21 protein-coding genes and 1 pseudogene are annotated in these 19,934 nt (G+C 72.1%); 8 read left to right on the top strand and 14 right to left on the bottom strand.

Annotated elements, in window-relative coordinates; genetic code table 11:
- Window positions 1–37 precede the first annotated feature (37 nt).
- A complete protein-coding gene (secD, locus tag ACIP93_RS25385; protein ID WP_401761955.1) occupies window positions 38–2,374 on the top strand; it encodes a protein translocase subunit SecD in 2,337 nt (778 codons plus the stop codon).
- Between the two features lie 149 nt (window positions 2,375–2,523).
- Here secD and ACIP93_RS25380 read toward each other — a convergent pair whose 3' ends face one another.
- The 6 genes from ACIP93_RS25380 to ACIP93_RS25355 all read right to left on the bottom strand — a co-directional run bounded on the left by ACIP93_RS25380 (window position 2,524) and on the right by ACIP93_RS25355 (window position 7,688).
- Window positions 2,524–3,078, bottom strand: coding sequence for a hypothetical protein (locus ACIP93_RS25380; RefSeq protein WP_401761953.1), 555 nt, complete (start codon window positions 3,076–3,078; stop codon window positions 2,524–2,526).
- Window positions 3,079–3,089: 11 nt separating this feature from the next.
- Window positions 3,090–3,527: an isochorismatase family protein gene (locus ACIP93_RS25375; RefSeq protein ID WP_401761951.1), complete on the bottom strand. Its 438-nt coding sequence runs from the start codon at window positions 3,525–3,527 to the stop codon at window positions 3,090–3,092.
- Window positions 3,528–3,610: 83 nt separating this feature from the next.
- A complete protein-coding gene (locus ACIP93_RS25370) occupies window positions 3,611–5,023 on the bottom strand; it encodes an erythromycin esterase family protein (protein WP_401761949.1) in 1,413 nt (470 codons plus the stop codon).
- Window positions 5,024–5,432: 409 nt separating this feature from the next.
- A complete protein-coding gene (locus ACIP93_RS25365; RefSeq protein ID WP_401761947.1) occupies window positions 5,433–6,356 on the bottom strand; it encodes an NAD-dependent epimerase/dehydratase family protein in 924 nt (307 codons plus the stop codon).
- Window positions 6,357–6,406: 50 nt separating this feature from the next.
- Complete coding sequence (locus ACIP93_RS25360; RefSeq protein ID WP_345227281.1) at window positions 6,407–7,093, bottom strand: type 1 glutamine amidotransferase domain-containing protein; 687 nt, start codon at window positions 7,091–7,093, stop codon at window positions 6,407–6,409.
- 10 nt (window positions 7,094–7,103) lie between these two features.
- A complete protein-coding gene (locus ACIP93_RS25355; RefSeq protein WP_345227279.1) occupies window positions 7,104–7,688 on the bottom strand; it encodes a TetR/AcrR family transcriptional regulator in 585 nt (194 codons plus the stop codon).
- Window positions 7,689–7,756: 68 nt separating this feature from the next.
- Between ACIP93_RS25355 and ACIP93_RS25350 the strand changes: the two are divergent.
- Window positions 7,757–8,269, top strand: a pseudogene (locus ACIP93_RS25350) (MFS transporter); the annotation flags it as partial.
- Window positions 8,270–8,457: 188 nt separating this feature from the next.
- On the opposite strand, the gene ACIP93_RS25345 reads toward ACIP93_RS25350, so the two are convergent.
- Both ACIP93_RS25345 and ACIP93_RS25340 read right to left on the bottom strand, forming a co-directional pair.
- Window positions 8,458–8,598: a hypothetical protein gene (locus ACIP93_RS25345; RefSeq protein ID WP_401761944.1), complete on the bottom strand. Its 141-nt coding sequence runs from the start codon at window positions 8,596–8,598 to the stop codon at window positions 8,458–8,460.
- Window positions 8,599–8,859: 261 nt separating this feature from the next.
- Window positions 8,860–9,357 carry a DinB family protein gene (locus ACIP93_RS25340; RefSeq protein WP_401761942.1) on the bottom strand — a complete coding sequence of 166 codons (498 nt, stop codon included), beginning with the start codon at window positions 9,355–9,357 and terminating at the stop codon, window positions 8,860–8,862.
- Between the two features lie 830 nt (window positions 9,358–10,187).
- Between ACIP93_RS25340 and ACIP93_RS25335 the strand changes: the two genes are divergently transcribed.
- Window positions 10,188–10,421 carry a hypothetical protein gene (locus tag ACIP93_RS25335; RefSeq protein ID WP_401761940.1) on the top strand — a complete coding sequence of 78 codons (234 nt, stop codon included), beginning with the start codon at window positions 10,188–10,190 and terminating at the stop codon, window positions 10,419–10,421.
- Between the two features lie 104 nt (window positions 10,422–10,525).
- On the top strand, window positions 10,526–10,906 hold the full coding sequence (locus tag ACIP93_RS25330; RefSeq protein WP_345227272.1) for a hypothetical protein: 381 nt from the start codon (window positions 10,526–10,528) through the stop codon (window positions 10,904–10,906).
- Between the two features lie 304 nt (window positions 10,907–11,210).
- Here ACIP93_RS25330 and ACIP93_RS25325 read toward each other — a convergent pair whose 3' ends face one another.
- A complete protein-coding gene (locus tag ACIP93_RS25325) occupies window positions 11,211–12,035 on the bottom strand; it encodes a serine protease (protein WP_345227270.1) in 825 nt (274 codons plus the stop codon).
- A 939-nt stretch (window positions 12,036–12,974) separates the two neighbouring features.
- Window positions 12,975–13,397 (bottom strand): arsenate reductase ArsC, encoded by a 423-nt coding sequence (locus tag ACIP93_RS25320; RefSeq protein ID WP_401761937.1) that lies wholly within the window; start codon window positions 13,395–13,397, stop codon window positions 12,975–12,977.
- A gap of 95 nt (window positions 13,398–13,492) precedes the next feature.
- Here ACIP93_RS25320 and ACIP93_RS25315 point away from each other — a divergent pair, with 95 nt between their 5' ends.
- Genes ACIP93_RS25315 through ACIP93_RS25305 form a run of 3 tightly spaced genes read left to right on the top strand, consistent with a single transcriptional unit; the run spans window position 13,493 to window position 15,959 of the window.
- Window positions 13,493–13,801, top strand: a complete 309-nt coding sequence (locus ACIP93_RS25315; protein WP_345227266.1) for a metalloregulator ArsR/SmtB family transcription factor — start codon at window positions 13,493–13,495, stop codon at window positions 13,799–13,801.
- Window positions 13,798–14,904 (top strand): ACR3 family arsenite efflux transporter, encoded by a 1,107-nt coding sequence (gene arsB, locus ACIP93_RS25310; RefSeq protein WP_401761935.1) that lies wholly within the window; start codon window positions 13,798–13,800, stop codon window positions 14,902–14,904. The genes ACIP93_RS25315 and arsB overlap by 4 nt, the downstream gene beginning before the upstream one ends.
- The gene (locus ACIP93_RS25305; RefSeq protein WP_401761933.1) at window positions 14,901–15,959 is read left to right on the top strand and encodes an ArsO family NAD(P)H-dependent flavin-containing monooxygenase; all 1,059 of its coding nucleotides are present in this window, start codon (window positions 14,901–14,903) and stop codon (window positions 15,957–15,959) included. The genes arsB and ACIP93_RS25305 overlap by 4 nt, the downstream gene beginning before the upstream one ends.
- Before the next feature lie 4 nt (window positions 15,960–15,963).
- Here the strand turns inward: ACIP93_RS25305 and ACIP93_RS25300 are convergent, their stop codons facing one another.
- The 4 genes from ACIP93_RS25300 to ACIP93_RS25285 form a co-directional block, all read right to left on the bottom strand.
- Complete coding sequence (locus ACIP93_RS25300; RefSeq protein ID WP_401761931.1) at window positions 15,964–16,497, bottom strand: GNAT family N-acetyltransferase; 534 nt, start codon at window positions 16,495–16,497, stop codon at window positions 15,964–15,966.
- Window positions 16,497–16,868: a metalloregulator ArsR/SmtB family transcription factor gene (locus tag ACIP93_RS25295; protein ID WP_345227260.1), complete on the bottom strand. Its 372-nt coding sequence runs from the start codon at window positions 16,866–16,868 to the stop codon at window positions 16,497–16,499. Before ACIP93_RS25295 ends, ACIP93_RS25300 begins: the two co-directional genes overlap by 1 nt.
- A 40-nt stretch (window positions 16,869–16,908) precedes the next feature.
- Window positions 16,909–17,247, bottom strand: coding sequence for a hypothetical protein (locus ACIP93_RS25290; protein ID WP_401761929.1), 339 nt, complete (start codon window positions 17,245–17,247; stop codon window positions 16,909–16,911).
- Between the two features lie 180 nt (window positions 17,248–17,427).
- Window positions 17,428–17,646, bottom strand: a complete 219-nt coding sequence (locus ACIP93_RS25285; protein WP_401761927.1) for an NAD(P)-binding domain-containing protein — start codon at window positions 17,644–17,646, stop codon at window positions 17,428–17,430.
- Between the two features lie 481 nt (window positions 17,647–18,127).
- Between ACIP93_RS25285 and ACIP93_RS25280 the strand changes: the two genes are divergently transcribed.
- On the top strand, window positions 18,128–19,522 hold the full coding sequence (locus ACIP93_RS25280) for an NAD(P)-binding domain-containing protein (protein ID WP_401761925.1): 1,395 nt from the start codon (window positions 18,128–18,130) through the stop codon (window positions 19,520–19,522).
- The last annotated feature ends 412 nt before the right edge of the window (window positions 19,523–19,934 follow it).

The following is a 19,934-nucleotide window of genomic DNA, read 5'->3' as shown; positions in this document are numbered from 1 at the left end:
ACGTCGGCTCCGTCTGCCTGCCCCACGTGGAGACCCCATGTCACGCGCGCCCCTGTGGCGGGCGATCATCGCCCTCGGTGTGATCGCCGCCTCGCTCTTCTTCGCTCTCACCCAGTCCGCCCGCCTCGGCCTCGACCTGCGCGGCGGTACCCAGATCGTGCTGGAAACCAAGAACTCACCCGTGGTCGAGGCCAACGCCGAATCGACCCAGCGGGCCCTGGAAGTGCTCCGCCAGCGCGTCGACGCGCTCGGCGTGTCCGAACCGAGCCTCTACCGGTCCGGCGAGCGGCGGATCTTCGTCGAGCTGCCCGGCGTCCAGGACCCGCGCGAGGCCGCCGAGGTCATCGGCCGCACCGCCCAACTGACCGTCCACCCGGTGCTCGGCGCGACGGACAAGCCGGACGAACGCAAGGGCGAACCGGCCAAGGACGGCTCGCGCACCCTGGCCGACCCCGGCCGGCCGGGGGCGTTCCTCGAACTCGGGCCCACCGCCCTCACCGGCGAGGGCGTCCGGGACGCCGACGCCGTGCTCGACCAGCAGACGATGTCGGGCTGGACGGTCGGCCTCGCCTTCCGCGAGCAGGCGGGCAAGGACTGGGCGCGGGTCACCGGGGCCGCGGCCTGTGCCCCGCAGGACGCCCCCGAACGGCGCGTCGCCATCGTCCTGGACGGAAAGATCCTCTCGGCGCCCGGCGTCACCGCCGACGTGGCGTGCGAGGTCGGCATCATCGGCGGTTCCACGCAGATCACCGGCGGCTTCAGCCGGGCGGAGGCCCACGAGCTGGCCGCGCTCGTCAAGGGCGGCGCGCTGCCGGTGCCCATCGAGGTCGTGGAGCAGCGCACCGTAGGACCCACGCTCGGCGCCGACGCCATCGCCGCCAGCACCCAGGCCGCCGTCATCGGACTCGCCCTGACGGGGCTGTTCATCGTCGTCGTCTACCGGCTGCTCGGCGCCCTGGCCACCCTCGCGCTCGCCCTGTACGGGCTGATCTCCTACGCCGCACTCGTCGCCCTGGGCGCGACCCTGACCCTGCCCGGACTCGCCGGCTTCGTCCTGGCGATCGGCATGGCGGTGGACGCGAACGTGCTCGTCTTCGAGCGCGCCCGCGAGGAGTACCTGGGGGCGCGCGCCCCGAAGTCCTCCCCGGCGCCCCTGGACAAGCCGCTGAGCACCGGTTTCCGCAAGGCCTGGAGCGCGGTCGTCGACTCGAACGTGACCACGCTGCTCGCGGCCGGCCTGCTCTTCTTCTTCGCCACCGGGCCCGTCAAGGGCTTCGGCGTCACCCTCTCCATCGGCGTCCTCGTCTCGATGGTGTCGGCCCTGGTGATCACCCGCACCCTCGCCGACTTCGCGATCCGCCGCCGCTTCGTCCGCGACCGGCCCGGCCTGACCGGGATCACCTCCCGTGGCCGGGTCCGTTCCTGGCTCGCCCACCGCAGGCCCCGCCTGGTGCACCACCGGCGCCGCTGGCTCGGCGTCAGCGCGCTGCTGATCGTGGCCGCCGTCGCCGGGATCGGCCTGCGCGGCCTGGAGTTCGGGGTGGAGTTCACCGGCGGCCGTCTGGTGGAGTACAGCACCAGCACGCCCGTGGACGTGGACGCGGCGCGTACGGCGGTCACGGACGCCGGGTTCCCGCGTGCGGTCGTGCAGGAGTCGGGGGCCGGAGGCATCTCCGTACGCACCGGGGAGCTGAGCAACGACGAGCAGCACGCGATCAGGACGGCGCTGGCCGCCGAGGGCGGCGAAGTCACCGTCGAACGCGACGAGTTGATCGGACCGAGCCTCGGCGACGAACTGCGCCGGTACGCCCTCATCGCGCTCGGCATCGCCGTCGCCACCCAGATGGTCTATCTCAGCGTGCGGTTCCGGTGGACCTTCGCCGCCGCCGCGGTGTCGGCGATGGTGCACGACATCGTGCTGGTGGTGGGCCTGTTCGCCTGGCTCGGCAGGCCCGTCGACAGCGTCTTCCTGGCGGCCCTGCTCACGGTCGTCGGATACTCCGTCAACGACACCGTCGTCGTCTTCGACCGGGTGCGCGAGGCACGCCGCCGCGATCCGGCGGCGGACCTGGAAACCACCGCGAACCAGGCCGTCATCCAGACGCTGCCGCGCACGGTGAACACCGGGATGGGCGCGCTGTTCATCCTGGCGGCCCTGGCCGTGCTCGGCGGCGACTCGCTCGCCGACTTCTCCGTGGCGCTGATCGCGGGCGTGCTGATCGGCATGGCGTCGACGGTCTTCACCGCCGTGCCGATCGCCGTGCAGTTGGAGGGCAGCCGCCCGGTGCCGCCGACGCGCCCCCGGCGCGGCGGGACCGGCGGAACGGGCAGCCCGCTGCAACGGCGGGAGCGGGACACGGGCGCCGTGGTGTGAGCACGGTGAGGTGAGACCTCACCCGCTGCCGGCCGGGGCCCGGGAGCCACGGCCGGCAGCGGGGAGACCAGATGGACGGTGCCGGAGAAACGGGAGAAAGCGGAACCCGCGACCTCGTGCCGGCCGCGCGGAAGGCCGCGCCGTCGGGCTCAGTCCCCGTCGGTCTCGACCCGGGTCAGGGTTTCGGCGATCATGCGGACCGCGAAGCCGTGGTCGCCGGCGATGCGGTTGATGTGCTCGGCGACCAGGAACACCGTGGCTTCGAGGGCGTTCATCTCCTCGGGCGTCCAGTCCCCGTACTGGCTGCGCCAGCCGTTCGGGCTCACCTGGGTGCCGGCCGCGACGACCAGGGCGACCATGGTGGGGACGGTCTGCGGCCGGACGCTCCTGGGCATCATGCGCAGCGTGGCCACCAAGGGGGGCACGACGTATTCGATGACGTCCTTGTCGCCGTGTTCATGCGTGCGGCGCAGCCACTGCATGAACATGTAGAGCAGGGTGCAGGTGCCGTCGAGCAGTTCCTGCACCCCCTCGGCACCCGCCGACGCCACGAAGAGCCTGTTCAGCTCGCGGCGTTCGGCTTCGGCGCCGTCCTCGGACTCGTCCTCGGGCTCGTGGATCTCCTTGATCCGCGCGTCCACCATCAGGAGCGCGGCGCCCACGTCACCGACCGGAGCCTCCGCCGGGTCCCACACTGGGGGCACAGGTCATCTCCTCACCTCGACCGCGAGAGCACGGGTGTCCGTACCGTAGCGCGCGGAACGGGCGGCGGTACGGCGAATGCGACTCCCGGCGCCGGCCGGACGCGAGGAGGCCGAACGCGTACCGCGGCCCCCTGCTCGGGGGCGTCCCCGTGTCCGGTCAGCGCCAGCACTTCGGCGGTGGTCCGGACGTCGCCGAACGACCGGTGGACGGTGTGGAGGGCGGAGTCGCAGTTGTGGTCCAGGCCGCGGCGGGCCGCGTTCGCGTCGGCGATCCTCAGCACACGCAAGCCGCTGGTGGCCGCGTCCCGGGCCGAGGACTCGCCGCACACGTCGGTCGGCGTTCCGGTGACGAGGACGGGGTCGACGCCGCGCCCGGCCGGACGGCCGGGCAGCCGACGGGCGGTCCGCTGAGCGCTCCGGGCCCCCGCTCCCATCGGCGGCGGCCGCACGGCGGAACGTCACCGGCAGGCGCGTCACGCCGCCGGGGGGACGCGGAGGTGCCCCGCCGCCCCCTCCCCGGACGACGCCGACGTCACTTCCCGGCAGCGCCCCGCGCAGCCGACGGCAGCAGCCGTGCGGCAGCCACCTCCTCCAGGTGCACCACCACGTCGTACGAACGGGACAACGAGAACGGCAGCTCCGCCCCCGGGCCCGGATAGGCGGTGCCGATGGACTTGGTGTTGCGCGGCGTGGCCAGCCAACTCCGTCCCGGCTCCCGGACGTTGCGCAGATCCACGGCGAAGTCCCGGTGGCGGACCCGGTCCAGGGTGTTCTCGTTGCTGCTCGGCTTCGCGTGCCCCAGACGGAACTCGCGCACCTTCCCCTCCTCGCCGACCGCGTTGAACGAACCCCGGTCGAAGGTGGTGCCGATGCTCAGGTAGTTCTTGCCCAGCTTGTCGCGGAGGAAGGCGCCCTGGACCTTCGGGTACGCCTCCGGGAGCGGGGTGTGCAGGGAGACGTGCGCGTTGTGGGCGGCCAGCAGGACCTTGTCGCCGGTGTGACGCTGCCACCACAGCACGTTGTCCGCCATCGCCGAGTCCCGGTAGCGCCGCGACTCCGCACCCTGCGCGGGGTCCTCGAAGTCGAAGGCGTACCCGCGGGCGGTCTGGTCGACGGCGGTGGCATGCTGCACGGCCCACGCGTGCGCCTCGCGCGCCGACTCCGCCTTCGCACCGCCACCGCCCGCGGGCTTCTGCTGCTTGAGCAGTGCCAGCGCCTTCGCCGTCCGCTCCGCGATCGACTTCCGCTCGGCCAACGGCAGTTCCAGGTAGGACGCCAGGTGGGCCTCCATGGCGGCCGTCGGCCGCAGCCCCCGGTACAGCTCGGTGAAGCGGGGGAGCAGCGCGGGGTGGTGGGCGGCCACGTACGAGGTGATCCGGTCGTAGAGTTCGGGTCCGGCGAATCCGAAGTCGTTGCCGGTGAAGTGCACCGGGTCCTGCGGGTGCTGACGGTTGTAGGCGCGCATCCAGAGCAGCAGGTCGCGGTAGTCGGTGTTGTTCCACCAGGAGTAGGAGCCCTGGAACTCCTCGTCCATGATCTTCCGCAGGTCGCCCTTGCCGTGGACGACGTAGTCGTTGAGGCGCATCCCGCTGCCCCAGCTCGTCTCCAGGGAGAAGGCGCGGAAGCCCTTCTCGGTGACGAGGTAGCGGAAGACGCGGTGCTTCAGCGCGAGGAACTCGTGCGAGCTGTGGGTGGCTTCGCCCAGACCCACCACCTTGGCGTCCCGCACCATGCGCCCCAGCGGACGCAGGTCGTCCAGGGCGCCTCGGGGATCGGTGGTGCGCAGCGGGTGCGCGGCACGTTCGAGGGCGGTCACCGGCGACGGCTTCGCCGCAGCGGCAGACGTGGCCGCGCCGGCGGAGTCGGCGGAGGAGGCGGGCGCGAGAGCCACCGTACCGAGAGTGACGAGCAGGGCCAGAGCGGCTGTTGAGCTGTGCTTCTTCATGTCTCAAGAGTGTCGGGCGATACGGAAGCGAACCATCCGCTCAGCACCCGGCACGGGGTGTACCCCACACCACCCTCCGCCCGTGCTCTGCCCGCACCCCTCCCACCCCCCCTCTCCGCCGTCACCGCCGTCATCGGGACGGCTGCACCGAGGCCGAAAGCATGCAGGCCCTCTCCTCGCCCAAGCGCGAGGTTCTGCGCGTGATCGAGGCAGCCGACCGGAAGACCCGGACGCGGACCTGCCCGGGCGGCGGGACCCCGCGGGCTCCGTCGCCAAGGCCAACGGGGCCGCCTGCCCCGCGTGACCCCGCTGCCCGACGGCTGCTGTGGAGGCGGCGGACGCCGGACACCGACGCCGCCGTCAAGCTGCGGGACGCCGCCGAGACGGCCCGCAGCGCGTCAGCCGGGCATCACGTGCCGGTGAGGATCTGCCGGATGCCGTCCCGGAAGCCCGTGACCGGGAAGTCGGGGAACCGCGCGGCGAACTTCGAGGAGTCGAAGACGTTGTCCTGCCGGTAGCGCGGCAGCAGTTCCTCCGCCTCCTTGACGGCCGGGTTGATGAGCCCGCCGAGCCTGAAGGCCCAGCCGGGGACCGTGGAGTAGGGGATCTTCCTCCCGGTGATCTGCGAGGCCGCGCCGATCATGTCGTGGTAGGTCGGGCGGTCCGGGTCGACCGGCAGATGCCACGTCTGTCCGTACGCGTCGGGGGTGTTCCCGATGCGGGCCATGGCCCGGCTGGCGTCCGGGGTCCAGATCAGGGTGCGCCGGGTGTGCGCGTTGAGCGGCACCATCGGCCGCTTCTTCTCCTTGATGCGGTGGAAGACGGCCGAGTTGGTCAGGCTCTGGGTCTTGCCGGGGCCGTAGAACTCGGGGGCGCGGCACACCACCGCGTCGATCGTGCCCGCGTCCATCTCCGTCAGCAGCGTCGTCGCGATCCGGGCACGCACGGCTGCTTTGCGGCCGGCCGGTTCGAACGCCGTGTCCTCGGTCTGGGGCACGGAGGTCCGCGGGTACATGTAGGTGTTGTCGAAGAAGACGAGTTTGCTGCCGTGCTTGCGGCAGGCGGCGATCGTGTTGGCCATCATGGCCGGGAACCGCTGTTCCCACAGCGCGGAGTCCATGGGCAGGCCGACGGTGAGGTAGACGATGTCGCTTCCCGCCACCGCTGCTTCGGTGGCCTCGGCGTCCATCAGGTCCGCGGGCACGAGCTGGTCGCTTTCGTGCACCTTGCGGGGGCGCCTGCTGACCAGGCGGATGTCGTGGGTGTACGCGCGGTGCAGTTCGCGGGTGAGCTCTTCGGCGATCTGGCCGCCGGATCCGAGCACGGTCTGCATGGGGGGGCTGCCCTTCGGGACGGAACGGGGGTGTGGGGGGGTACGGGCTGTCAGAGCAGCGCGGCGACCTTGGCCGCGGTCTCCTTGGCCGATCCGGGGTTCTGGCCGGTGACGAGCCTGCCGTCGACGACGGTGTGGGAGACGAACGGCAGCAGCGCCTTCGAGTAGCGTGCGCCGCGCTCCTTCATCCGCTCTTCGATGTTGTACGGCACGAGCTTGTCGACGCGGGCGAGGACTTCCTCCCGCCAGGAGAACCCGGTGAGGTCGCGGCCGGCGACGAGGTGGCTTCCGTCGGAAAGGGTGGTGTCGAGCAGTCCGCAGTATCCGTGGCAGACCGCGCCGACGACGCCGCCGTGCTCGTAGATCTCCCGGGTGATCCGTTGCAGCCCCTCGCTGGCGGGGAAGTCGAACATCACCGCGTGGCCGCCGGTGAAGTAGATCGCGTCGTAGTCCGCCGGGTCGATCCGCTCGGGGCCCGCGGTGTCGTCGAGCAGTGCCATGCGGGCCGGGTCGGTGTGCCAGGCCTTGGCGGACCTGTCGTAGGCGGGGAACTTCAGGGAGCGCGGCTCCAGCGGCGACCTCCCGCCCGCGGGGCTCACGATCGTCTGCTCGAAACCGTGCTCCTCGAAGATGTCGTAGGCATGGGTCAGCTCCGACAGCCAGAGCCCGGTCGGGTGCGAGGGGTCGGTCTCGTAGTGGTCGACGTTGGTGACGACGAGCACGATGCGCTTGCTCATGGGACCTCGTTCACGGGCTGGACGACGGGGGGAAGACGGCGGCGACGGCCGAACGGACGCGTTCGTCGACGGCGGCGGGATCGGCGGAGGAGAGCTTGCCGTCGAGGTGCAGGAAGGCCAGCCCGTGAGCGAGCGACCACCCGGCGGTGGCCAGGACGACCGGATCGGACGCGGGGAAGACCTCGGCCATGATGCCTTCGAGGAGGTCGTGCAGCGCGGCGGACGCGCGCACCCTCTCGTCGTTCCGGTCGTCACACGCCTGCCCGAACATGAGCCGGAACAGCGCCGGCCTGCGCAGAGCGAAACGTACGTACCCGACGGCGAACTCACCGAGCTCGGCGGCGGACGCCGGTCTCGGCTCCCCAGGAGCGAGGTCGCTCATCAATTCGCGCAGCCCATGGACGGCCAGCGCCGATTCCAGCTCCTCGCGGTCGGCGAAGTGCCGGTACGGAGCGGCGGTGGACACACCGGCCCGACGGGCGAGCGCACGCAACGAGAAGGGCTCGCCCGCCTCCAGCATCTCCAGGGCGGCTGCCACGAGCGTCGCTCGCAGATCACCGTGGTGGTAGCCGGGCCTGGCCGGTTTCGCGTCCATCAGCACCTCTCAAAGTAAGCACTGCTCACATTACCACGCGGTGAGTACGGGAGGCCGCTCGGCGGGCCCTGGCGGGCACGGGTCGAGGAGTCGCTGAAGCGCTTCTCGCAGGACGCGCGGCCGCCGACGTCCGACCACGGTGCGGACGCACCGGCGGGCACCGGCGACGTGGCCGACCGCACGCGGCAAGGCGGGAGCACACGCCGTGCCCATGCGCCCGACGACGCCCCGCCACCCCGCAGGATCGCCCAGCGGGGGGCGTCGCATGCCCACCCCACCCGCTGGTGCCGCTGCGGATCTTCCGCAACCGGACCCGGGTCCCGGCCAACCTGGCCACCGCTCTGGTCAGCGCGGCACTGTCCACCTCGTTCCTGCTGTTCACGTACTACCTTCAGGACCGGTTGGACGCCGACCCGCTCCAGGCCGGTCTGACGATGCTGCCGCTGGCGGTGTCCCTGATCGCGGCCTCGGCATTGGTTTCCCGGGTGCTCGAACGCCGGGGTGCCCGGTTCTGCGTCCTGGCCGGAATCTGCTGCACCGCACCGGCCATGGCCGCCATCGCACTGGTCTCGCACCTCGGGGCCACCCACCCGCTGGGACGCCATCGCGGGCCGGGCCCCGGACAGGATCGTGTTCGACCAGCTCCTGGCCAGGTCGTAGGACGTCGCCGTGGACGGATGCGGTCTGAAGGCCCGCGCCTCCCGACTCGTCGTGGCCGGCCGGCCCTGCCCGGCAACCGGCCTCCTGCGGTTCCTCAAAACCCTCCTGTTCAGAGCTGCCTGCGCCAGAGCAGGACTGCGGCCAGGACCAGCAGTGTCAGGCCGGCGGTGTGAGGTCCGGCCACGGAGACTCCGTACGCCGTCGAAAGGCGGGCGGGTGCTGCCGCGACGAAGGCCGACAGGAGATTCACGGCTCCGACGACGACAAGGAGGGCGGTGAGGTTGGTGCTGAGACTGGGCTCCGTGCAACTGGCCTCATGGCGGGAGGAGTTGGAGGCTCACGCCCGCAACGGCAGCGCGGTGCGGCTGTGGCCGGACCGGTACGGAATCTCCGCCCCCGCTCCTCTCCCGACGAGGGAGGAGGGGCGGCACCCCTGCCGAGGAAGGGGCCGTTCTGGAGTTCGTGGTCGACGCGGGCGCCGAGGTTACTGGTGAGCGGAGCGGTTCTCCCGTCAGGGGACGACCAAGCGCTGTCTGCCGTCGATGAGTTCGCGTACGGCATCCAGATGCCCGACGTGAGCGGCGGTCTCGGTGATCACGTGCAGGATGACCTCGCGCACGTTGTCGTACCGCCAGTTCCCGAAGAAGTCCGGCCACCAGCCCGGCGCCGCTTCCAGGTCCGCGCCGGCGAGGAGGGCGTCCGCGAGTTCACTTTCCCGGCGGTAGAGAGCGAAGACTTCCTCGGCCGACTTCTCCGGGGCCGGCTGCCACGCATTCTCCTCCACCTCAAGGATCTCGGCGATCGCCGCCGGTTCCCCCGACACGACCGCGCGGAACCAGAACTTCTCGTCGTCCAGCGCCAGATGGTGCACCAGCCCGAGGCACGTCCAGCCGGACGGCAGCACCGGGCGTCGCAACGCCTCCTCGTCCAGGCCCTCCACGATGCTCAGGACGTGTGCGCGCTGGCTGTTCAGCACGCCGAGCAGCGTGGTCAGTTCGGTGTCGGCCATGGGCCGGAGCGTATCCGACCCCGTTGACGCCCGGCTCGTGGATCGTTCGACGATGCCGTTCGCAGGCGGCGAGGGTATGCACGGCTTTCGTGGGCGGCGGAAGCCCGGACACCGTGCGCTGTGGTGGCCCGCAAGGGGAGGAAGTGCCCGCCGCCAGGACAGGGAAAAGCCCCGGCTGGACGGGGGAGACCAGCCGGGGCGGCAGAGGTGTGGCAGCGGAGGGCGGTCGCCTCGCGGCGAAAGGCTCCATGGGGCTTCAGCCGAACGATCTTCCCCATGGGCTGGAGGTGAGGCCCGGGGACACTGTCCCCTCCGCAGCCACATCCATCAGAACAGCGCCCCCCTTGTGGATGTTCCGGACCCGCCCCGCATCCGGTTGTGAAACGGGACACACCGGACGACCGGGAGGGGGGTCCCCGCACAAGGCCGTGGCACCGCCCCCGCCCGCGGAAGGCCGGCGCGTTGCTACGGAGCGCGCAGGACCGCGGTGACCTTGCCGAGGGCGGCGGTCCGGCCGACGAGCGGCACGTACGCGGCGGCAGCCGTACGCGGTCTCTCACCGGCATGCTCCCGGCCGGTGTACCGGCCGTCGCGTCCGGCACGCTCCGGACCGGTACTCCGTCCGGCATGCCCCGGGCCGGTCCCCCCGTCCGGCGTGCCGGTCGTCGCGGACGAGGTAGGCCGGACCCGGCCCGGATGTGCGGGTGGCGAAGGCGCTGCCGGCCCGTTTCGGGCAGTGGAGCTTCCACGGCTGATGCCGGTGGAGGCTCTCCGGGCCCCGGGCCAGTAGGTTCGTACGGTCGATGGCGGGCCGAGCCGCAGGGGTGTACATGAGTGACAGCCAGGTCATGATCAAGCTCACGAGGGATGAGGCACTGGTGCTGTCGCACTGGCTGGAGCAGCTCCAGACGGCGGACCCCGGCCGCGTTGTCGACGATCCGGCGGTCTGGGCACCGCTCCACCGCATCGCCGGAACCCTCGACAAGGCTCTCCCCGAGCTGTTCGCGCCTGACTACGACCACCGGCTCGAGGCCGCTCGTCAACGGCTTCGGCCGGACGGCTGACCGCGCGGGACGGAACCTCCCGCGCGACCCTCGCGTCCTTTACGGTGACCTGACGGCACACCGCGACGGGTGTGCGCCGGCCGACGAGCGACCCGGGGAGAGACATGCGTATGCGCAGGAGGCTCGGAGCGGTGCTGGCAGCGGCGGCGCTGACCATGGGGATCGGTGCCGTCGTGGCGCCGGCCGCCCATGCGGCGCCCGGCTGCTGGACGAACGACGGCGGAATCAAGTGGTACTGCAACAACGTGTCGGGCGCGCCGGTGTACGGCACCATCGGCAACAACCACCTGTACCCGGACCCCACCAAGGTCGTCGGGCACATGTACTCCAACCCGAGCTGGTTCTACTGCAAGCTCGACGGCCAGGACTGGGTCGGCGGCCCGCACCCGACCCGCTGGCTGATGACCGTCGCGGACAACGGCAAGCTGGGCTTCATGAAGGACACCGCGATCTACAGCGAGACCGACCCGGTACGGAACTGCTGACCGCCGCCCGCACCGACGGGCACCGCGGCCGGGCAGGTGCCCGCGGCACCTGCCCGGGCTGCTGACACCGCACGACATCAGCCGGTTCGGTTCGCCGCGCCCGGGTCGTCGCCCTGTTCTCATTGCCCTGTTCGGAGAACGGAACGGGCCGTCCGCGGACACGACCCGGCGTGCGTCCCGGCGCCGGAACCCGGCTCGGGTCCTTCCTCGGCACTCTGCCCCGCATCGGCGACCCTGCCCAAGCAGCGGCGATACGGGGCCGGGAGCGCCCCGCCGACGGAGCGGCGGGGCGTGCGTGCCTGGATCAGCCGTGGCGCTTCATCGTCTTGTGGACCCAGGACGAGTAGGCGGTCGCATTGGTGTAGAGGCCCGGGCCGTCGCTGCAACGCACGCCAGGGGCGCCGGGGCCGGTCGTGACGCCGATCAGTTCCCAGCGGCCCTTGCGGTTCCGCTGGAGCTGCGGGCCGCCCGAGTCACCGTTGCAGGCCATGGCCTTGGGGGTCTGGCTGATGGTGCACAGGCGCTTGCTGTCGGCGTATCCCGGCGCGCACTCGGAGACGGCGCCCCTGCGGGTGTCGAGCTCCTGGAGGCGTTCGGGGAAGACCCACTTGTCCGGGTCGGGCGCGTCATCGATGGTGCCGAATCCCAGCAGCCGGGTCGGGGTGCCGGGCTTTCCGGCCTTGTCGGCGATCCGGATGGGGGTTTCGGAGACCGGGCGGTTCAGCTTGATCAGGGCGAGGTCGTCGCGGTTGGGGCCGGTGCCGTCACCGTTCTTGTAACCGGGGTGGGAGACCGTCTTCTTGATGGCCCGGACGGTGCCCCCGGACGTCTTGTGCTCACTGCCGACCCGGACGGTGCCGTCCAGGGTGACGAGCGTGGGGTCCACGCAGTGAGCGGCCGTGAGCACCCAGTTGGAAGCGACCAGCGTTCCTCCGCACACGCCCTTGAACGTCGGGTCGTCCACGCCCGACACCGGGATCGACACCATGGACTGGTAACGCTGCGTGGAGTCGGACCCGTTGACGATGGCCTGGGCACTGCCGGCCATCAGGGCGGCACATGCGGCTCCGGCGAGGACGACCGTGGCGGTGCGCGCCTTGGTGGGGCGAACGGACTTCAAGTTGAACACTGGTTCTCCGATACGACGAGCCTGTACGACGTGTTCAAGACTCCGCCATCAACAGGAACCGAACCATCCGGTTACCTGGCTTCCCCGATTTCGGGCCAGCAGGCCACTGCGAGGTGGGGATAACCCCCCGCCGCAAACGCGAGCAGCCGCTGCGGGACGGGAACGACGCCTCGGACACCGTCCCACTGGGCTACGGACGCGCGATGTGCAGTACGTGCTGGTCGTTGGTGACGGTGCAGCCGCCGCCGGAGTCGGCGAAATGGCGGCGTACGTGGTCCTCCGGGGTTTCGCGGGTGCGGGCCGGGAGAGCGCCGTGGCCGGACCGTGTGGAAGGGACGCCGAGACGGAAGTCCGCGACCGTGACCGCCTCCTGAAGACCCAGGGTGCGGTACCGGGCACGGACGCTTCCCCACCGGACGTCCTGGAGCGGACCGGGCGGGGACGGCGCTGGTTCCTGCCGAGACCCCTACGCCGGTGCTGGACGAACTGCGCGGAAAGTACGGGGGGAGGTAGCCGGCCAGGGCGAGGAGGAGCAGGGGCGGCAGCTTCTTGACGGGGAAGGGCGCCACGTTCCGCTGGACGGCCGGGCCGGCGGAGAGCCGGTCGTAGCGGACTCCCGCGACGGCCCGACCGGTGTCCGGGTCGCCGGGAACGGCGGTGCTGCCCACGGCGCCCTTGTACTGCGCCAGTTGAGTGGCGGTCCAGGTACTGCGCCAGTTGAGTGGCGGGCCGACCGGGCAGGCGCTCGGCCCGCACCTCGGTGTTGCTGCCGCTGCGCAGAGCGCTGGTCGGGCCGAGGGCGAGCACGGGGTCATCACGGAGCCGGACTTCCCGGCCCGGGCCCGCGTGTTCTCCGGAGCCGGGGAAGTGGGAGCTGGGCGCGGGAGATGCGGGGACCGGCGGGGCCGGGGCCGACGACGACGGCCTCGGCTGTCCCGCTCACGCCGTGGCCGCAGGCCCGACCGGGGCGATGTCGGCGATCAGGCCCTCGACGCGGGTCCTGATCTCGTCGCGGATGGGGCGTACGGCCTCGATGCCCTGGCCGGCCGGGTCCTCCAGCTCCCAGTCGAGGTAGCGCTTGCCGGGGAAGACGGGGCAGGTGTCGCCGCAGCCCATGGTGATGCAGACGTCCGACTCGCGGACCGCGTCGACGGTGAGGATCTTCGGTGTCTCCTGGGAGATGTCGATGCCGACCTCGGCCATGGCCGCCACGGCGGCCGGGTTGACCTGGTCGCCGGGGTCGGAGCCGGCGGAGCGGACCTCGACGCGGTCCCCGGCCAGGTGGGTCAGCCAGGCGGCGGCCATCTGGGAGCGGCCGGCGTTGTGGACGCAGACGAACAGGACGGACGGCTTGTCGGCCATGGTGATCGTTCTCTCTCGTCGCAGGGCGGAACCCGGCCGCCAATGACTTCAGCCCCCGCTGGTATCAGCGAGCGATGATGTGAGAATATCAGTGCATGCTGACTTCAGTCGATCCTGATGTGATCCGGGTGCTGGGCGATCCGCTCCGCCTCCGGATCGTGACCCTGCTGGCGCGCGAGACGCTCTGCACGACGCACTTGGTCGAGGAGACCGGAGCGAAGCAGACCAACCTGTCCAATCACCTGAAGGTGCTGCGCGAAGCCGGGATCGTGGAGACCGAGCCGTGCGGCCGGTTCACCTACTACCGGCTCAAGGCCGAGGTTCTGGACGGCCTGTCCGGGCAGTTCGCCGCACTCGCCGCTTCCGCCCGCACCGCCGCCGGGAACAAGAGGGCCTGCCCGTGACCCCCACCGGTCCCATCGCCGTCCCGGCTGCCGGTGGGGGCGACTCGATCGTCAAGAAGCTCTCCACGCTGGACCGTTACCTCGCGGTGTGGATCCTGCTCGCCATGGCCGTGGGTCTGGGCCTGGGCCGCCTGGTCCCGGGGATGAACGACGCGCTGGCGAGGATCGAGGTCGGCGGGATCTCCCTGCCGATCGCGCTCGGCCTGCTCGTGATGATGTACCCGGTCCTGGCCAAGGTCCGCTACGACCGGCTCGACCGCGTCACCGGCGACCGCAGGCTGATGGTCTCCTCGCTGGTCGTCAACTGGATCGTCGGCCCGGCGGTGATGTTCGCCCTCGCGTGGATCTTCCTGCCGGACCTGCCCGAGTACCGCACCGGCCTGATCGTCGTCGGCCTGGCCCGGTGCATCGCGATGGTGATCATCTGGAACGACCTCGCCTGCGGCGACCGCGAGGCCGCCGCCGTCCTGGTCGCGCTCAACTCCGTCTTCCAGGTGCTGGCGTTCGGCCTGCTGGGCTGGTTCTACCTCGACCTGCTGCCCCGCCGGCTGCACCTCGGCGACGGCCAGGGCCTGGACGTGTCCGTGTGGCACATCGCCCTGAACGTCGTCGTCTTCCTCGGCGTCCCGCTGCTGGCCGGGTTCCTCACCCGCCGCCTCGGCGAGAAGAAATTGGGCCGCGAGAACTACGAGGCCAAGTTCCTGCCGAAAATCGGCCCGTGGGCGCTCTACGGACTGCTGTTCACGATCGTCGTCCTCTTCGCCCTCCAGGGGAAGAGGATCACCTCCCAGCCCCTGGACGTCGTACGCATCGCACTTCCGCTGCTGGTGTACTTCGCGGTCATGTTCTTCGGCACCTTCCTCCTCGGCAAGGGCCTCGGGATGGCCTACGACCGCACCGCCACCCTGGCGTTCACCGCGGCGGGCAACAACTTCGAGCTCGCCATCGCGGTCGCCGTCGCCACCTTCGGCGTCACCAGCGGCCAGGCCCTCTCCGGGGTCGTCGGCCCGCTGATCGAGGTCCCGGTGCTGATCGGCCTGGTGTACGTCGCGCTGGCCTGGCGCCGGAAGTTCGCCCCCGACGCGGTGACGACGGTCCCGTGACGCAGCGCACGGACGTGGTGGTGGTCGGCGGCGGGCAGGCAGGGCTCGCCGCCGGCTACCACCTGCGCCGCCAGGGCCTGAACTTCGTGATCCTGGACGCCGACGCGGCGCCGGGCGGGTCCTGGCAGCACATGTGGACCTCCCTGCACTTGTTCTCCCCGGCCGAGCACTCCTCCCTGCCCGGCCGCCTCATGCCCGCCCAGCCCGGCGAGACGTACCCGGACGCCGGGCACGTGGTGGACTACCTCACCGACTACGAGAAGCGCTACGACCTGCCCGTCCAGCACGGCACCCGCGTGGACGCCGTACGCCGCGACGGCAGCCGTCTCCTCGTCGAAGCGGACTCCGGCACCTGGCAGGCCCGCGCGGTCATCAGCGCCACCGGCACTTGGACGCGGCCCTTCCTGCCCGCCGTCCCCGGCCGCGGCGCTTTCACCGGACGGCAGCTCCACACGGTGAACCACCGCCGTCCGGAAGACTTCCACGGGCAGCGCGTCATCGTGGTCGGCGGCGGGAACTCCGCCGCCCAGATCGCCGCCGACCTCGCCCTGGACGGCCGCGCCGAGGTGACCTGGGTGACCCGGCGACCGCCGCGCTTCCTCCCCGACGACATCGACGGCCGCGCCCTGTTCGACGTCGCCACCGCCCGCCGCCGCGCCCTGGACGCCGGCCGCGTCGACACCGGCGGGGTCGCTTCCCTCGGCGACATCGTGGCCGTGCCGCCCGTCCGCGCGGCCCGCGACGCCGGACTCCTCACCGCGAAGCCGATGTTCGCCCAGCTCACGGCAACCGGCGTCCGGTGGGCCGACGGCAGCCGCAGCGGCGCGGACGCGATCATCTGGTGCACCGGCTTCCGCCCGGCCCTGGCCCACCTCGCCCCGCTGAACCTGCGCGGCCCGCGCGGGCACGTTCCCACCGACGGCACGCGCGCCCTCGGTGAGCCGCGGCTGCACCTGCTCGGCTACGGCGACTGGACCGGCCCGGCCTCGGCCACCCTCATCGGCGTCGGCCGCCCGGCCCGCGACGCCGCCCGCGCGATCGCCGGCCTGTCGTGACCGGTCAGCTGAGGGCGGGGCTGCGGCGCTCGACGAGAACGACGTCGCGCCAGACCCCGTGATGGCGGCCGATCCGCTCCCGGACGCCGACGACCCGGAAACCGGCCCGCTGGTGCACAGCGAGGCTGGCGGCGTTCTCGGGGAAGATCCCGGACTGGATCGTCCAGATCCCCGCCCGCTCGGTGGAATCCACCAGGGCATTGAGCAGGGCGGAGGCGATGCCGCGGCCGCGGGCGGCGGGGTGGACGTAGATGGAGTGCTCGACCACGCCCGCGTACGCGCACCGGTCCGAGACCCCGCTCGCGGCCACCCAGCCCAGCACCGTTCCGTCCGCGTCGAGGGCAGCGAAGCGGTGCTCGGGCAGTTTCGCCGCGTCGAATGCTTCCCAGCCCGGCGCGACGGTCTCGAAGGTGGCGTTCCCCTCGTCGATCCCGGCCTGGTAGATGGCGAGCACCTGTCCCGCGTGCCGCGGTGTCAGCGGCACGACCCCCGCGCTCCGCGTCCCGCCCGCCGTTTCCCCCTGCGTCTGCCGGGTCATCAGGCCGCGGCCGGCAGGGCCAGCAGCTTGCCCATCGCCGCCAGTACGGACGGCTCGACCCGGTAATACACCCAGGTGCCGCGCCGCTCGGAGGTGAGCAGCCCGGCCTCCTTCAGCTTCTTCAGGTGGTGAGAGACGGTGGGCTGGGAGACCCCGACGTCGGAGATGTCGCACACGCACGCCTCCCCGCCCTCGTGCGAGGCCACCGCGGAGAACAGCCGCAGGCGGACCGGGTCACCCAGAGCCTTGAACATCCGCGCGGCGGTCTCGGCCTCCTCGGCGGTCATCGGGCGCTCGGCCAGCGGCGGGCAGCACGGCACCACGACCTGGCCGTCGGCTTCGAGCAGCGGCAGCACTTCGGCATTCGACATGTGTCTATGTTGACACATGTCGAACCAGTGGGGGAGGCCGTCACCGGCGCGTGAGGCGGGCGGCCGGGCGTCGGGCGACCCGCTCCGCGTCCCGGCCCGCGCCGCGCAGGGAGTTCGGCGACAGGCTGCGCTGCCGTTCCAGCCCGACGCACCCCAACCCCGGCACCCCGGTGGCGACGCCTTCGCGGTGCCGGGGGTTCCGGTCGGCGTCGAGAGCGCCGACGAGGCCGGTGGGGTACGGCAGGCCGGGGCGGCAGCCGGTGGTGAGCACGACCGCGTCGACCTCCTCCCGCTGCCCGTCCGACCGGATGAGCTCGGCCCCGTCCGACCGGACGAGTTCGGCCCCGTCAGCACCGGACGAGCTCGGCTCCGTCAGCACCGGTGAACAGCGACCGCCGGGCGGGTCGGCCTGCGGCCGGTGGCGACCCGGTGGCGGCCGTCGTCGACGACCGGCTGCGTCGGCGGGCGCGCGAAGAGTCGACCGAGGGGAGGTGGTGTCCAGGCCGGTACGGGTCGTCCGGAAACGCAGGTCGCGGCCGAGGACGCGCTGGGCTGCGAACTACACCGGCCCGCAGGTGGCGAGCGTGACCCGTGCCGTCTCGGCGAGCTCGGCGGCGGCCTGCACCGCGGAGTTCCCGGCTCCGACCACGACCACCCGGCGGCCGGAGAAGGGGGCCGGACCGCGGCGGTCGGCCGCGTGCAGCACCTGCCCGGCGAACTCCTCCAGCCCCGGCAGTGCGGGCCGGTGCGGGGGCCCGAACGTTCCGGATGCCGCCACGGCGGCCCGCCCGGACAGTTCGCGCCGCCCTTCAGCTCCACCGTGAAGCCGTCGCCGGTACGGCGGACCGCGCTGACACGGCAATCGGTGCGGATCTCCGCGTTCAGGCGGCCGGTGTAGGCGGCGAGGTAGGCGACGACCTCATCGCGGTGCGGGTAGCGGCCCTCGGCGCCGGGGAGCGGCGTCCCGGGCAGGGAGTTGTACCGGGCGGGTGAGGACAGCGCGAAGCCGTCGTAGTGGCGCGACCACGATCCAGCCGTACGGTCCAGCGCCTCCAGCTCCACCGGCCGCAGCCCGCGCCGCAGCAGCGCGTGTGCGGTGGCGAGTCCGGACTGCTCGCCACCCATCACAGCGACATCGATGTGCGCCATCAGCACCCTCCCCTGAATTCGACAAACGTCTATGTTGACGCTCATCAATACAGATGCCATGCTGAGCCGCGCAAGCCATCGACAAACGTCGAAACACGTGAGGAGTCGTCGTGAACGCGCCCACCACCGAGCTGCCCGTCGTCGTGATCGGAGCCGGACCCGCCGGACTGGCCGCCGCTGCCCATCTCGTCGACCAGGACATCGAGCCCCTGGTCCTGGAAACCGGCGCAAGGGCCGGTGCCGCAGTGCGTGAGTGGGCGCACGTGCGCCTGTTCTCCACCTGGGGCGAACTCGTCGACCCCGCCGCCGAGAAGCTCCTGACCCTCACCGGCTGGACACGCCCCGACCCGGCCGCCTACCCCTCCGGCGGCGACTGGGCCGACCTCTATCTCCAGCCCCTGGCCGACGCCCTCGGCGAACTCGTCCGCACCGGCGCCACCGTCACCGGCGTCTCCCGCGCAGGCCGCGACCGCATCGTCGACGCCGACCGCGAACAGCAGCCCTTCGTCGTGCACATCACCTGTGCCGACGGCCGCGAGGAGCGGCTTCTCGCGCGCGCCGTCATCGACGCCTCCGGCACCTGGGCCACGCCGTCCCCGGCGGGCGGCAGCGGCCTTCCCGCGCTCGGTGAGAAGGCCGCCTCCGACCGGATCACCTACCGCGTCCCCGACCTGAAGGAACCCGCCGTCCGCGCCCGGTACGCGGGCAGGCGCACCGCGGTGATCGGCTCCGGCGCCTCCGCCTTCACCGCTCTCGCCCACCTCGCGGACCTCGCCACCGCCGACGACGGCGCGGGCACCAAGGGCGTGTGGGTCCTGCGCCGGGGCATCTCCGGCTCCACCTTCGGCGGCGGCGAAGCCGACCAGCTCCCGGCCCGCGGCGCCCTGGGCCTGGCGGCCGAGGCCGCCGTCGAGGAGGGCCACGCGGACGCGGTCACCGGCTTCCGCACCGAGGCCGTCGAGCGGGCGGACGACGGCCGCCTGATCCTGGTCGGCGAGGACGGCCGCCGCCTGGACCCGGTCGACGAGGTCATCGTCCTGACCGGCTTCCGCCCCGACCTCACCTTCCTCGACGAACTGCGCCTGGGCCTCGACGAGCGCCTCCAGGCACCCGTCGGACTGGCCCCGCTGATCGACCCCAACCAGCACTCCTGCGGCACCGTTTACCCGCACGGCCACCGCGAACTCTCCCACCCCGAACCGGGCGTGTACCTGGTCGGCATGAAGTCCTACGGCCGCGCCCCGACGTTCCTGGCGATGACCGGCTACGAACAGGTCCGCTCCGTCGCCGCCGCCCTCGCCGGCGACCTCGACGCGGCCGACCGCGTGGAGCTCACCCTGCCCGAAACCGGAGTGTGCGGCGGCGCCAGCCTGTTCGACGCCCCCGACACCCAGGAGGGCGACGGCTGCTGCGCGCCCACCCCGCAGCTCGTCCAGCTCGGCGCCCCCGCCGCAGCCGGGGCGGTCACCGGGGAAGCCCCCGCGGGCGGCTGCTGCAGCTCGTGACCGACCGCAGCGCCCAGGCAACGGGACCGCGACCGGGACAGGACACCGGCCGCGACCGGTCGGCCGAACGGGGCGACCGCGGCGTTCTCCCTCGGCCCCGTCGTCTCCGCCCTCGCCGGAATCCAGGTGGGCCGGCCGCATCCTCGACCGACGCGGCCCACACACCGTCATGACCGCCGGCTGGGCACTCGGGGTCCTCAGTGTGCTGATCGTGGCCACGGCCCCCGACCTGCCGGTGTTCATCGCCGGTTGACGCCGGCGTCTCCCTCTGCGACATACGTCCCACCGGCTACCTCCACCGGCTCGACAGGCAACTCCCCGCCCCCGGAACCGACTTCCGCATCGCGGGTACGCGGTCCGCTCGACCGAAGTGATGCCCACCCGGCTCGGCACAGCGGAACCCGGGAACGCA

This window comes from Streptomyces sp. NPDC088745, assembly GCF_044751045.1.
GTDB lineage: Bacteria > Actinomycetota > Actinomycetes > Streptomycetales > Streptomycetaceae > Streptomyces > Streptomyces cremeus.
The sequence above is the reverse complement of the archived record's forward strand: the minus strand, read 5'-3'. Positions and strand labels throughout refer to the sequence as shown.

Excerpts from the sequence above, each read along its gene's own strand:
- ACIP93_RS25320 (WP_401761937.1), bottom strand. The coding sequence starts at position 13,397 with ATGGCCGACAAGCCGTCCGTCCTGTTCGTCTGCGTCCACAACGCCGGC.
- ACIP93_RS25355 (WP_345227279.1), bottom strand. The coding sequence starts at position 7,688 with ATGGACGCGAAACCGGCCAGGCCCGGCTACCACCACGGTGATCTGCGA.
- ACIP93_RS25330 (WP_345227272.1), top strand. The coding sequence starts at position 10,526 with ATGCGTATGCGCAGGAGGCTCGGAGCGGTGCTGGCAGCGGCGGCGCTG.
- ACIP93_RS25360 (WP_345227281.1), bottom strand. The coding sequence starts at position 7,093 with ATGAGCAAGCGCATCGTGCTCGTCGTCACCAACGTCGACCACTACGAG.
- secD (WP_401761955.1), top strand. The coding sequence starts at position 38 with ATGTCACGCGCGCCCCTGTGGCGGGCGATCATCGCCCTCGGTGTGATC.
- ACIP93_RS25370 (WP_401761949.1), bottom strand. The coding sequence starts at position 5,023 with ATGAAGAAGCACAGCTCAACAGCCGCTCTGGCCCTGCTCGTCACTCTC.
- ACIP93_RS25340 (WP_401761942.1), bottom strand. The coding sequence starts at position 9,357 with ATGGCCGACACCGAACTGACCACGCTGCTCGGCGTGCTGAACAGCCAG.
- ACIP93_RS25365 (WP_401761947.1), bottom strand. The coding sequence starts at position 6,356 with ATGCAGACCGTGCTCGGATCCGGCGGCCAGATCGCCGAAGAGCTCACC.
- ACIP93_RS25295 (WP_345227260.1), bottom strand. The coding sequence starts at position 16,868 with ATGTCGAATGCCGAAGTGCTGCCGCTGCTCGAAGCCGACGGCCAGGTC.
- ACIP93_RS25335 (WP_401761940.1), top strand. The coding sequence starts at position 10,188 with ATGAGTGACAGCCAGGTCATGATCAAGCTCACGAGGGATGAGGCACTG.
- ACIP93_RS25315 (WP_345227266.1), top strand. The coding sequence starts at position 13,493 with ATGCTGACTTCAGTCGATCCTGATGTGATCCGGGTGCTGGGCGATCCG.
- ACIP93_RS25300 (WP_401761931.1), bottom strand. The coding sequence starts at position 16,497 with ATGACCCGGCAGACGCAGGGGGAAACGGCGGGCGGGACGCGGAGCGCG.